The 12,233-nt window shown below is 56.1% G+C and carries 11 protein-coding genes; 3 read left to right on the plus strand and 8 right to left on the minus strand.

The genetic code is table 11. The features are described 5' to 3' along the window. Positions 1 to 7 precede the first annotated feature (7 nt). From AYT24_RS07165 to AYT24_RS07175, 3 genes are read right to left on the minus strand one after another with little or no spacing between them, the layout of a single operon-like run. A complete protein-coding gene (locus AYT24_RS07165) occupies positions 8 to 538 on the minus strand; it encodes an ExbD/TolR family protein (protein WP_010933248.1) in 531 nt (176 codons plus the stop codon). A gap of 1 nt (position 539) precedes the next feature. Beyond that, positions 540 to 1,073, minus strand: a complete 534-nt coding sequence (locus AYT24_RS07170; RefSeq protein WP_010933249.1) for an ExbD/TolR family protein — start codon at positions 1,071 to 1,073, stop codon at positions 540 to 542. Positions 1,074 to 1,082: 9 nt separating this feature from the next. Next, on the minus strand, positions 1,083 to 1,826 hold the full coding sequence (locus AYT24_RS07175; protein WP_010933250.1) for a MotA/TolQ/ExbB proton channel family protein: 744 nt from the start codon (positions 1,824 to 1,826) through the stop codon (positions 1,083 to 1,085). A 365-nt stretch (positions 1,827 to 2,191) separates the two neighbouring features. Between AYT24_RS07175 and dnaG the strand changes: the two genes are divergently transcribed. After that, the gene (gene dnaG / locus AYT24_RS07180) at positions 2,192 to 4,069 is read left to right on the plus strand and encodes a DNA primase (protein ID WP_010933252.1); all 1,878 of its coding nucleotides are present in this window, start codon (positions 2,192 to 2,194) and stop codon (positions 4,067 to 4,069) included. 117 nt (positions 4,070 to 4,186) lie between these two features. Here dnaG and AYT24_RS07185 read toward each other — a convergent pair whose 3' ends face one another. The 3 genes from AYT24_RS07185 to AYT24_RS07195 all read right to left on the minus strand — a co-directional run bounded on the left by AYT24_RS07185 (position 4,187) and on the right by AYT24_RS07195 (position 7,965). Then, positions 4,187 to 5,215, minus strand: coding sequence for a DUF2971 domain-containing protein (locus tag AYT24_RS07185; RefSeq protein WP_010933253.1), 1,029 nt, complete (start codon positions 5,213 to 5,215; stop codon positions 4,187 to 4,189). Between the two features lie 122 nt (positions 5,216 to 5,337). Further along, entirely contained in the window at positions 5,338 to 6,660 is a 1,323-nt protein-coding gene (gene glyA, locus AYT24_RS07190) for a serine hydroxymethyltransferase (RefSeq protein WP_010933254.1), read from the minus strand. Between the two features lie 24 nt (positions 6,661 to 6,684). Then, on the minus strand, positions 6,685 to 7,965 hold the full coding sequence (locus AYT24_RS07195; RefSeq protein ID WP_164927057.1) for a bifunctional 3,4-dihydroxy-2-butanone-4-phosphate synthase/GTP cyclohydrolase II: 1,281 nt from the start codon (positions 7,963 to 7,965) through the stop codon (positions 6,685 to 6,687). Positions 7,966 to 8,228: 263 nt separating this feature from the next. Between AYT24_RS07195 and carB the strand changes: the two genes are divergently transcribed. After that, positions 8,229 to 10,085 (plus strand): carbamoyl-phosphate synthase large subunit, encoded by a 1,857-nt coding sequence (gene carB / locus AYT24_RS07200; protein ID WP_010933256.1) that lies wholly within the window; start codon positions 8,229 to 8,231, stop codon positions 10,083 to 10,085. Here the strand turns inward: carB and AYT24_RS07205 are convergent. Beyond that, positions 10,045 to 10,575: a putative molybdenum carrier protein gene (locus AYT24_RS07205; protein ID WP_164927058.1), complete on the minus strand. Its 531-nt coding sequence runs from the start codon at positions 10,573 to 10,575 to the stop codon at positions 10,045 to 10,047. The genes carB and AYT24_RS07205 overlap by 41 nt on opposite strands. Before the next feature lie 53 nt (positions 10,576 to 10,628). Between AYT24_RS07205 and AYT24_RS07210 the strand changes: the two genes are divergently transcribed. After that, a complete protein-coding gene (locus AYT24_RS07210) occupies positions 10,629 to 11,120 on the plus strand; it encodes a rubrerythrin family protein (protein WP_164927059.1) in 492 nt (163 codons plus the stop codon). 127 nt (positions 11,121 to 11,247) lie between these two features. Here AYT24_RS07210 and AYT24_RS07215 read toward each other — a convergent pair whose 3' ends face one another. Continuing rightward, entirely contained in the window at positions 11,248 to 12,126 is an 879-nt protein-coding gene (locus AYT24_RS07215) for a metallophosphoesterase family protein (RefSeq protein WP_010933259.1), read from the minus strand. Positions 12,127 to 12,233: the final 107 nt, after the last annotated feature.

The following is a 12,233-nucleotide window of genomic DNA, read 5'->3' on the forward strand; positions in this document are numbered from 1 at the left end:
CGCGTCTTCAGCGCATGGTCACGGCCTTCTGAATTTCAGCTTCGTCCTTCGGGGTAAAATCGTCGAGGCTGAAACGGTCGATTTTCATCAGGTTGAACTCGTCGATGATATCGACCAGCGCTTTGTACTTGGCCTTGCCGCTGATTCTGACGACAATCACCATCTTCCGGTTTCTGCCGGTCTCCTGACGCAACACCTGGCGAAGCTCGCTGCTGAGCGATGCATGGGTGCCGGCGCTGTCATACAGTGGTACACGCCGTGGAGCCGCCTCGCCGAGCGACCAGTAGGCAAAGCCGTCGCCGGGCACCCTGAGCGTCATCACGTTCAGTTCAGCCACGGCAACCTCGCCGGTCTCCGGTGGAATGTTGATTTCCATCGTGTTCGACTTGGCGAACGTTGTCGTCAGCATGAAAAAGGTCAGCAGCAGGAACGCTACGTCCACCATCGGCGTCATGTCGAGCTTGAAGCCGAGCCGTTTGCGCTGGTGCCCGCCCCGTTTCGAGCTGCGCCGGTCTCCGGGTGAATCAACCATGCCCATATCAACGCACCTCCTTTTCGAGAACGGTCACCAGGTTGAAGTTGAGCAGGTTCATCTTCCTGAACACCTTGATGACATAGTTGACCGCCTCGTAATCGGCCTTGTTGTCCGCCCGGATCACCGGCCTGAGCCGCTGATCGGCAAAGCGCGACATCATGATGTAGCGGGCCAGCTCCTCTTTTTCGATTTTAAAGCTGTCGTCGAGCCTGAATCTGCTGAGCGAATCGGCCACCGCAGCCTTGGAGACGCCCGCATTTTCGAGCTTCGGCCTCACGACCATATCGAACAGCCGCTCCCTGGTGCGCTGCGACGAAACGCCCATGTAGATTGAGTTGTCCTTCGCGATGGTCACGGTCAGCACGTCGGACTCCGGCAGCTTCATGTTCGAATGAGACGACGGCAGGTCGATGGTCACCGCTTCCGGCGGACGGAACTTGGTGGTCAGCATAAAAAAGGTCAGCAGCAGAAATGCCACATCGACCATCGGCGTCATGTCAAGCCGGAACCCTACCCTTTTTGCCTTGATTTTGGACATGGTTCGAGATCAGGATTTACTGCTGCCAAGGGTCTGGATAATGTAGAACGCCGCCTCGTCGATCTGGTAGCTGAAGCGGTCAACCCGGCTGGTAAAGACGTTGTAGGTGACGATGCCCATGATACCGCCGAGAATGCCGAGCGCCGTGTTGAAGAGCGCCTCGGAGATGCCGAGCGAGAGCTGCACCGCGTCGGGCGCGCCGCTGGTGGCCATCGCCGAGAAGGCGCGGATCATGCCGAGCGTGGTACCGAGCAGGCCGACCATCGTGGAGATCGAGGCGATGGTCGAGATGGCGACGAGGTTCTTTTCGAGCAGCGGCATCTCCATGAGGGTCGCCTCCTCGACAGCTTTCTGCATCTCGCTGATGCGCTTCTCACGGTCGGTCACGTTGTGTACGGCGAGCATCTTGTAGCGGTCGAGCACGGCGCGGAGCACGGCGGAGAGGGAGCTCTGGTGGTCGTCACAGCGGGAGATGGCCTGGTCGATGGAGCCCGAATCGACATCCTGCTTGAGGCTTTGTACGAACTCCGTGATGGAGCCTTTGCCGGAAGCTTTGTTTAGCGCGACGATCCGCTCGACGATGTAGGCGATCACCATCAGAATCAGCGCCATCAGCACCGACACGATCGGCCCGCCTTTCCAGACGGCATGGAACATGGACTCCGGTGGTGTTGTGCCCATCCAGACATAAAAACCAAGGGATACCGCGTAGGTCACCACAATCAGTATCGCCGTAAAAAATCCCTGCTTCATATGGTTGGTATTGAGATGTTGGAAGTAACGGAATCCATAAAAAAGCCTCTCCGAAACCAGATCAAGCTCATCCGGCAGTCATACGTCCAGGAGTTGAGACCCGAGCGGCATCTGAAAACATCGAGGCAAAAAGAGCGACTATCACTGTGATAATGTAGTAATAAAGCACTGACACAACAATGAGTCAGACAAGGAAGCATCAGGAAAATCGCCTGGAAAAGCATTTTTTTCACAAAAATCGGCATAAGACCTCTTCTATTGAAACACGGCTCGCAAGGCATTGCGATTTCTTTATTTTCAATTTATCATAGCATCGAACAAAACGGGAAAAGAATGAGAACATTACAGGCATGATACCGGAACGCATGATTGATGAGGTCCGCCAGAGCACGGACATTGTTGACGTGGTGTCGGATTATGTCAGGCTGCACCCCTCGGGCCGCCATTTCAAGGCGCTCTCGCCCTTTACGCAGGAGAAGACCCCGTCGTTCATCGTCTCGCCCGACAAGCAGATTTACAAATGCTTTTCGAGCGGCAAGGGCGGCAACGTCTTCACCTTCGTCATGGAGATGGAGAAGGTGAGCTTTCCTGAAGCGGTCGAGATGCTGGCCAAACGCGCCGGAATCGACATCGGCAAATACCAGCAACAGAAGGCCAAAGAAAAGGATAAACGGGAGGCCAGCCAGTTCGACACACTGCGCTGGGCGGCGAAGCTGTTCCACGGCACGCTGCAAAGCGAGGCCGGAAGCGCGGCGCTCGCCTACCTCACCGGCAAGCGGGGACTCGAACCCGGCACGATCCGGCGCTTCGGCCTCGGCTTCGCGCCCGAGTCGTGGGATCACCTGCTCCATGCGGCGGAGCGTGACGGAGCACCGGTCGAGCATCTCGTCAGCCTCGGCCTCCTGACGCGCCACCCGAAGCGCAACACTCTCTACGACACATTCCGCAACCGGATCATCTTTCCGATTCTGACCGTCGGCGGCCAGGTGGCGGGCTTCGGCGGGCGTACGCTGTCAAACGACGCCGAAACACCCAAGTACATCAACTCGCCGGAGAGCGCCTTCTTCGAGAAGTCGAAGCTGCTCTACGGGATGCACGCCGCCAAGAACGAAATCCGGCGGCAGGAAACGGCCATTCTCGTCGAAGGGTACATGGACGTGATCGCCATGCACCAGGCGGGCTTCACCAACACGGTCGCCTCGTGCGGCACGGCGCTCACCCGCTACCAGGCCAAAATCCTGAAGCGCTACACCTCGCGCGTGCTCTTCCTCTACGACGGCGACAACGCAGGCAAGAAATCGATGCTGGCGGGCATCGACATTCTGCTCTCGGAGGGGCTGACGCCGTGGGTGGTGATGCTGCCCGGCAATGAAGACCCCGACAGTTTCATTCGCAACTACGGCAAGGAGGCGTTTCTCGGCGAGCTGGAGAGTGAAAAAAGCTCGTTTCAGGATTTCCAGCTCCGCTGCTATCAGGATGCCGGATGGATGGAGAGCCCCGATACCGCCTCAAAAGCGATTTCTGCCATGACGCGGAGCATCGCCCTCATCGCCGATCCGGTGCAGAAGGAACTGTACATCGACGAGCTGTCGAAAAAGCTCGATCTCAGCCGCCAGACGCTCCGCGAGGTGATGGCCGCGAGCGACACCGGGGGCAGCACGCGAGAGTCACGCCAGCGCCGCAGCGAACCGGCCCCGCAGCCCCTCGCGCGGCAAGCGCCGCTCTCCGTGACGGAACGCACCTTCCTCGAAGCGCTGATCGAAAGCACCTTCTACGGCAACGAAGTGCTCGACTTCGCCGCCTCGCATGAGTCGATGTTCCACCTCGAACATCCTGCCGCGCAAACAATTTTCAGCCATCTGGTCAGGCGATTCCGCGAAATGAATGACCGCGACGGTCACCTCGACATCAACTCTGAGATCAGCTCCATCGGCATGGAGGACGCAAGCAACCTCGCCTTCGACATCCTCTTCCGCCTGCCGGTCAACGAAACCACGCGCCTGACCCCTGCCGAACTCGAACAGCACGCCCGCCGTTGCCTCTCTCACTTCCTCGTTGCGGTCAAAGCGCTGGTGCTCGAACCGTTGCAGAAAGAGAAACAGAAAATTATCGCACAACTCCAGTCAGCCACCAGCACGCACGAACAGGAACGCTTGTCAAGAGAGCTTCTCGAACACAACAAACAATTTCGCGCGATGGAGCAGGAGGTTGACGAGTCGATCAGGGGAATATTGGGGGAATAAAATTTCGCCTGTTCAACAGCTTATAACAATTGCCTTTTATCCAGCAATAAAAGGCGATCTATGAACAGGAGAAATATGGCTATACAAAAGTCCGTCCGTAAAGCGGGAATAGATCAATCATCTGACCGGAATTTCGGTAACTCTCACTTTTGACTCCACATCTGAAACGCCGATTTTTTTCAGTTCATCACAAAAAACTTCATACGTAGCATAAGGAGATTTTGATGGACCGATAATCAGACTGTCGAATATTTTAGAAAGGTCAATATCAGAAAGAACAGGATCGATAGCAGCATTCAGAGGCATCTTGTACACATTACGCGAAGCACCAACCTGCTCTTCAACACCCGGCTCTATCAATCGCGCAGAAGTCTCCGATGTAAAGCATTTTGGCAAATAAACACAACGCCACTCACGCTCCTCCTTGAATACTTTATGCTTCACACAGAGAACGTTAATCAGAATCATCGAGACTATTGCAGAGGTAACAAGATCCGGGTCCAGGCGTTCAAGGAAGGATTTATGATTTTCAACATTTTTAATAACCTCGGCAAGTTCCAGATGCTGTTGACCTTTTCCTTTATATAAAACCGGATTGAAAAATATCCGCAAAACTTGTGAAACAGCTGACAGAGCCGGAAGTCTAAGAAACATAGCTACAGGCTGCGACTGACCACAAAACGCCCTCCACATAGACAATCGACCCAACTCTTTCTCACTTTCATCATGCTCCAACACTGACAGAAAATACGTTCCATCATTCCTGCCATGAGAATGATCACTATAAATCTTCATTACCCTGTCAACAACTCCCGGCAAAACCACCTCAATACGATTTCTAAATTCAACCCAATGGTTATTTTCATTTGACAAAAGACCATCCATGATATTAAACCCATCCTGCACCTCTTGTCTGTCTGGCATATGAAGAGCATTACGCATCAGAACCCGTTTCTCTCTAATAATATCCAATGCCGACTCTGTCGATGTATAGTGAACAAACAAGACATCATTACTTATTAAGCCGGAGCTAGAGAAATAATATTGCATCTTTTTATAAAAAAAATTCGGCAAAAATATCTCTTCTAACTTCGCGAGGTCATCATTATAACCAGCTGTAGCAAGCCCCTTCTTCGTATTGGACATGGCACCCTTTTTTTCTTGGCAAGGACTTAACCAATGGTGATAGTAAATTTATTATAAAAAAGACAAAAAAGGCCGGCGTCCACAGAGATGACCGGCCTTTGTAATACTTTATCGCATATCACTTAGACGAGAGAACCGTAGTTGTTGAGCGGGAAGCCAAGGCACAGCTCGCGAACTTCAGCCCTGACGGCCTTGCAGACATCGGCGACGTTGGCGTCGTTGGCAGCGCTGATGACGCGATCGATGAATTCAACGATCTTTTCAGCTTCGGCAACCTTCATCCCACGAGTGGTCATCGCCGGGGTGCCGATGCGGATGCCGCTGGTGACGAACGGCGATTTGTCGTCGAAAGGCACCATGTTTTTGTTAACCGTGATTCCGGCTTCGTGCAGGAGGTTTTCGGCTACCTTGCCGTTGACGTTCTTGTTGCGCAGGTCGAGCAGCATGAGGTGGTTTTTCGTACCACCGCTGACGATGTGGTAGCCCGCCGCGAGGAACTTCGCGGCCATTGCAGCGGCGTTGTCCTTGATCTGCTGCGCATAGGCTTTAAACTCGGGCTGGAGCGCTTCGCCGAAGGCAACCGCCTTGCCGGCGATGATGTGCATGAGCGGGCCGCCCTGGATGCCGGGCATCACCTCGGCGTCGATCACCTCGGACATCATCTTGACGCGCGAGCCGTTCTTGGTGTTGATAGTCAGGCCGAGCGGATTCTCGAAATCCTTGCCCATCATGATCATGCCGCCGCGTGGGCCGCGCAGGGTCTTGTGCGTGGTGGTGGTCACGAAGTGGCAATGCGGCATCGGGTTGGCAGAAAGGCCCGCAGCAACGAGGCCCGCCGGGTGGGCGATGTCGGCCATGAGCAGCGCACCGACTTTGTCGGCGACTTCGCGGAACGCCTTGAAGTCAAAGCCCTGCGAGTAGGCACTCGCGCCGGTGATGATGAGCTTCGGCTTGACTCGCCTGGCCATCTCTTCGACCTTGTTCATGTCGATGATGCCAGTCTCTTTGTCAACGCCGTAAGAGTGGGCATCAAAGAACTGGCCGGAGAAGTTCACCTTGCTGCCGTGAGTCAGGTGGCCGCCGTGGGAGAGGTCGAGGCCCATGATGGCGTCGCCCGGCTTGAGCACGGCGAAAAGCACCGCCATGTTGGCGCTGGAACCGGAGTGCGGCTGCACGTTGACGTACTCACAGCCGAAAAGCTTCTTGGCGCGGTCGCGGGCGAGGTTCTCGGCCACATCAACAAATTCGCAGCCGCCGTAGTAGCGCTTGCCGGGGTAGCCCTCGGCGTACTTGTTGGTCATCACCGAGCCGCAAGCTTCCATGACCGCCTTGCTGGTGAAGTTCTCCGAAGCGATCAGTTCGAGCGTTTCGGTTTGGCGTTTTGTTTCATTGGCAATCGCCTCGAAGACCTCGGGGTCGAGCCGTTTCAGAATATCGTTGTCCATCGTGTTTCCTTCTCCCGCTGGAGGTTAATCTTTTTTGTGCTGTTTCAACTGCTCATCGGCAAGGCGCTCGAAGAGAATCCGTTCATTGCCCGAAGCCATTTGAATCATGTGACCAAGCTTGTCGCGCTTGGTCTGCAGGTAGTGGCGGTTCACCTCGTTCGGCTCGATTTCGAGCGGTACGCGTTCGACGATTTCAAGACCATAGCCTTCCAGACCGACAATCTTTTTCGGGTTGTTGGTCATCAACCGCATCTTCCTGACACCAAGGTCCTGAAGAATCTGCGCACCGATGCCGTAGTCGCGAAGGTCGGGTTTGAAACCGAGCTTCTCGTTGGCCTCGACCGTGTCGAACCCTTCGTCCTGAAGGTTGTAGGCCTTGAGCTTGTTGATGAGGCCGATGCCTCGCCCCTCCTGCATGAGGTAAATCAGGACGCCACGCCCCTCCTTTTCAATCATGCGCAGAGCGGTTTCGAGCTGGTGACCGCAGTCGCAACGCAACGAACCGAAGGTATCGCCCGTGGCGCACTGCGAGTGCACCCGGGCAAGCACCGGCTCGCCGTTGCCAACATCGCCCTTGACGAAGGCCATGTGATTCTGCTGATCGACGATGGTTTCGTAGGCAATGAGCTTGAACTCGCCATACGCGGTCGGTAGCTTCGACTCGACGGCGCGGTGCACGAGCTTCGACCGCTGCATCCGGTAAGCCACGAGATCTTTGATCGTGATGAGCTTCATGCCGAGCTTCTCTTTGAGCTTCAGCAGTTCGGGCACACGCGCCATGCTGCCGTCGTCGTGCAGGATTTCGCAGAGCAAACCGGCTGGCTGGCATCCGGCAAGACGACAGAGATCGACCGCGGCCTCGGTGTGACCAACCCTGCGTAGCACACCGCCATCCATCGCCCGGAGCGGGAAGATGTGGCCGGGGCGTGAGAAGTCGTCCGCCGTGGAGGACGGATCGGCAAGCATCTTGAGCGTCATGTATCGGTCGTAGGCCGAAATGCCGGTGGTCACCCCTTCGGCGATCGCGTCGATTGAAACGGTGAAGTTTGTTTCGTGCTGGGAGGTGTTGCGCTGCACCATCGGTTCAAGCTGCAACTCGCGGGCGCGCTCCATGGGAATAGCCACGCAGAGCAGGCCGCGCGCCTCTTTGGTGATGAAGTTCACCATCTCGGGGGTCACATGCTCGGCAGCGGCAATAAAATCGCCTTCATCCTCCCGATCTTCGTCATCGACGACGATGATCAGCTTGCCGTTTTTAATGTCTTCGATGGCTGATTCTATGGAATCGAACTGATTGTTGCTCATCACACTCCTGATCAATACTGTGGTTACCTAGCTCGGATTGCTAGTCGGAAATTACATGAAAAGAATATAATAGTAAAATTACGGGCACCCCTAAAATTCCTGAACCGTCTTCAGCGACAGGCAAAGCCACGCCAGCCGACAATGAACGCGCGGGCTTTGAGTTCGGACGCCTTTTTATTATACTCCGGCGGTTGTAAAGTACGGCCCTGAATTGTTACCTTTGGTGATGCTCTACCAATCATGATTTTCCAACACGACGCTGCATGACCACTCCACTCCCTGAACTCTCCGAACAGGCGCAGGCCCTCAGCCAGAAATTGCCCGCCTCGGCTATGAAAAAAGCCAAGGAGCACGGCTTTTCCGATTTCCAGATTGCCACCATATTCCAGACCAGCGAAGCTGCGGTGCGCGAGCTGCGAAACCATTACGGCGTGATCTCGGTCTTCAAGACCGTCGACACCTGCGCGGCGGAGTTCGACGCCAGCACACCGTACCACTACTCGACCTACGACGAGGAAAACGAGTCGGTACGTTCCGATAAAAAGAAGGTGATCATCCTCGGCGGCGGCCCGAACCGCATCGGCCAGGGCATCGAGTTCGACTACTGCTGCGTGCAGGCGGTCTTCGCGCTCCGCGAGTCGGGGTACGAAACCATCATGGTCAACTGCAACCCCGAGACCGTCTCGACCGACTACGACATCGCCGACAAGCTCTACTTTGAGCCGCTCACCTTCGAGGACGTCATCCGCATCATCGAGCACGAACAGCCGCTCGGCGTCATCGTCAGCTTCGGCGGCCAGACGCCGCTCAAGCTCTCGACCAAGCTCGACAAGGCGGGTGTGCACATCCTCGGCACATCCTCGGACGGCATCGACCTTGCCGAAGACCGCAAGCGGTTCGGCGCGCTGCTCGAAAAGCTCGACATTCCGCACCCCGAGTACGGCACGGCAACCACCTTCGCCGAAGCACAGGAGATCACCAACAGGATCGGTTACCCGGTACTTGTCAGGCCCAGCTACGTGCTCGGCGGACGCGCCATGAAGATCATCTACAACGACGACTCGCTCAAGGAGTACGTCGATCAGGCGCTCTTCATCACCGAAAAATATCCGCTGCTCATCGACCGCTTCCTCGAAACCGCCGTCGAGTTTGACATCGATGCGCTGGCCGACAGCACCGACTGCGTCATCAGCGGCATCATGCAGCACGTCGAGGCCGCCGGCATCCACAGCGGCGACTCCACCTCGATCCTGCCCTACTACAATATCGATCCGGCGGCCATCGCCACGATGAAAGAGTACACCCGCAAGCTCGCCGAGCACATTGGCGTGATCGGCCTGATGAACGTGCAGTACGCCGTACAGAATGGCAAGGTGTACGTCATTGAGGTCAACCCGCGCGCCAGCCGCACCGTGCCTTTCGTGGGAAAGGCCACGGCGATTCCGGTGGTCAAGATCGCCACGCGCATCATGCTCGGAGAAAAGCTCTGCGACTTGCGCAAGGAGTTCAACCTGAAGGATTGCGACGAGCTGGGTCTGAAGCACATGGCCATCAAAGAGCCAGTCTTCCCGTTCTCGAAGTTTGTCAAGTCCGGCGTCTATCTCGGCCCGGAGATGCGCTCGACCGGCGAAGCGATGAGCCTTGCCGAATCCTTCCCGGAGGCGTTCGCCAAAGCCTACCAGGCGGCCAACATGCACCTGCCGCTCTCCGGCACGGTCTTCATCAGCGTCAACGATCAAGACAAGAACCAGCGCATCATCAACATCGCCCGCGAACTCTACCGCATGGACTTCGACCTGGTGGCGACCGCTGGCACCCACGCCTTTTTGACGCAGCACGGCATCGATTGCAAGAAAATCTTCAAGGTCGGTGAAGAGGGACGGCCCAACATTTTCGACATCATCAAGCTCGGCAAGATCGACTTCGTGATCAACACGCCTCGCGGTGAGCGGGCGCTGCACGACGAGGAGGCCATCGGCTCGGCCTCGGTGCAGAACGGCGTGCCGTTCGTCACCACCATCGAAGCCGCTGAAGCCTCCGTGCGGGCGATAGACTGCATCCGCTGCCAGGAGTTCGGCGTCAAGAGCCTGCAGGAGTACGCCACCTATCGCGATCAATAATTTCCGCGACAAAGCGCCGGGCATTTTCACCGATGCCCGGCCTTTCGCTCTCCCTCGGCCCGGCGACATTCAGCACGCCGATTCCATGCGCCCAGATCCACTCCGCAACCGTTCCGGCATCCGTTTCTCCACACAGATCGACAATCAGGCAAAGCCGGCCGTATCGCTGCGCGCACTCGACCGTGAGCTTCGTGCCGCCCGCAACCAGGCCTGAAGTCAGCACGAGAGTGGCGTCCGAGTCGCGGACGTTCCACGCCGTTCTGACGGCATACCGGGAGAAGGGCGTTTCAACAAGTCTGTACTTTTCGGGGATCACGCCATCTTCCGCTCTCCTGCCTCTCGGACACCAGCCGCCATGCGCGTGACCAGCGGCGATGGCCGCATCGAGCGCACTGCGGTCCACGCCGGTCTGCCCGCCAGAAACGATCATCGACAAGCCGCCGCATGAGCCGATCTTCCGGAAATACTCCTCATTATCGCCACCGTTCATTATCTTGCGCTATTTCAAATTGTTCAACCGTCACACCAACATCAAGCACTCTCATGTCAACGTCACCGACCATTGCCGCGCTTCTCGACGAATCGATACAGCTCGAACTCAATCTCGCCAAACTCTACACCCTCTTCAACGACCATTTCGAAGAGGACGAAGAGTTCTGGTGGCAACTCTCGATGGAGGAGCGCAGCCATGCGGCCTTGCTCCAGCAGGAGAAAAAACAGCCGCAGCCGTTGCAGTTTTTTCCGGAAAATCTCCTTGCCAAAGACCTCGACGCCCTGAAAGCGAACAATGCACGCATCATCGCCGAAACGGAGCGATTTGCCATTTCGCCGTTCTCAAGGGAAGAAGCACTGAACCTCGCGCTCCACATCGAAATGTCCGCCGGAGAGGCACACTTCCAGGAGTTCATGGAGAGCGAAACCGGCTCGCTGACCGCCGACCTCTTGCAGCAGCTCGCCAGCGAAGATCAGAACCACGCCAAGCGCATCCGCGAGTATATGAAAGAGCAGGGCGTGAAGGAAAAAAAGCAAGCCTGAAAATCGCCAGCTCGCCGAGCCAGGGGAAGCGTGATGCGGACTTTGTGGACAAAACCCGCGAAGAATCGCTCTTCATTCTTCTTCGTCAACAAAATCCACCCGCTTTTATTTGCCAAAAACCGCCCGGCTACTTTTTGAGCGCGAGATTGACAAACCGGTGCGACCACCGGCCATCCGCGTTGATGACCAGTTCTCCGTACCGTTCGGGAGAGTAGCGGAAACTGCCGCCGTTAATGAAGTTTATACCGTTGGCCTGATAGACCTGAAAACGGTGAAAATGGCCATGCAGCACCAGTCTTACGCCAAGATTTTTCATCGCCTTGAGGTATTCATCCCGGTTCTTGAACTCCATCGTCCAGTCGAACACCTGATCGACCAGCGCACCGGTGCCGTACACCTTGTAAGCGTGGTGACAGAGACCGATGATGAAAGTGTCGTCGAGAACCTGCCGAACACCCGGTTCCTGGAGAGCCCTGAGCGTTTCAGGCGAAACGCTGCCCCGTGCACCTGCCGGATTGTCCAGCCCCGACCACGGATCGACGGTATTGACCGCCACGAACGAAAGCGAAATCCCACCGAGACGCATCACCTTGACGAAGGGCACGCCTGCCAAAGCATCGCCATTATCGGTGATGAGCGGGCGGAATATCGCGTTAAACTGCCGAAGCCGGTCATCAACCCGGTGCTGGCGGCTCCGGTCATCGGGATTGAGCGCGTTGTAGAAGCGCATCTCCTCTTCGAGGTCGATCAGGTCGTGATTGCCGGGAATCACCGTGGTTTTCGTCCAGTCGAACAGCCCATGCCGCACGAGAGCATCCCGGATGATCGTCCAGAGCGCCGGTGAGGCCGTATCGATCAGATCGCCGGTCATCACGAGGTGATCGTACTTGCGGCGGACGAACTCGCCGAGCATGGTGTCGAGCCTTGCCGTCAGATAACGGTCGTTCTTGCTTGCAAAGTGCAGATCTGAAAGATGCGCGATGGTTACTTTCTTATCAAAGGACACCGTTACAATGTTGATTTACAGATTGAAAGATTTAAATTTAATAGATAAACCAAGGAATCTGGCCAGATCGGTTCTTCTCTGTGAATCCCAACGTCCCTTCATCCCAG

Origin of the sequence: Chlorobaculum tepidum TLS (genome assembly GCF_000006985.1) — a bacterium.
Taxonomy (GTDB): domain Bacteria; phylum Bacteroidota; class Chlorobiia; order Chlorobiales; family Chlorobiaceae; genus Chlorobaculum; species Chlorobaculum tepidum.

What these genes read in the sequence shown, in the direction of transcription:
- AYT24_RS07165 (WP_010933248.1), bottom strand. Translation starts at nt 538, where the DNA reads ATGGGCATGGTTGATTCACCCGGAGACCGGCGCAGCTCGAAACGGGGC.
- AYT24_RS07170 (WP_010933249.1), bottom strand. Translation starts at nt 1,073, where the DNA reads ATGTCCAAAATCAAGGCAAAAAGGGTAGGGTTCCGGCTTGACATGACG.
- AYT24_RS07175 (WP_010933250.1), bottom strand. Translation starts at nt 1,826, where the DNA reads ATGAAGCAGGGATTTTTTACGGCGATACTGATTGTGGTGACCTACGCG.
- dnaG (WP_010933252.1), top strand. Translation starts at nt 2,192, where the DNA reads ATGATTGATGAGGTCCGCCAGAGCACGGACATTGTTGACGTGGTGTCG.
- AYT24_RS07185 (WP_010933253.1), bottom strand. Translation starts at nt 5,215, where the DNA reads ATGTCCAATACGAAGAAGGGGCTTGCTACAGCTGGTTATAATGATGAC.
- glyA (WP_010933254.1), bottom strand. Translation starts at nt 6,660, where the DNA reads ATGGACAACGATATTCTGAAACGGCTCGACCCCGAGGTCTTCGAGGCG.
- AYT24_RS07195 (WP_164927057.1), bottom strand. Translation starts at nt 7,965, where the DNA reads ATGAGCAACAATCAGTTCGATTCCATAGAATCAGCCATCGAAGACATT.
- carB (WP_010933256.1), top strand. Translation starts at nt 8,229, where the DNA reads ATGACCACTCCACTCCCTGAACTCTCCGAACAGGCGCAGGCCCTCAGC.
- AYT24_RS07205 (WP_164927058.1), bottom strand. Translation starts at nt 10,575, where the DNA reads ATGAACGGTGGCGATAATGAGGAGTATTTCCGGAAGATCGGCTCATGC.
- AYT24_RS07210 (WP_164927059.1), top strand. Translation starts at nt 10,629, where the DNA reads ATGTCAACGTCACCGACCATTGCCGCGCTTCTCGACGAATCGATACAG.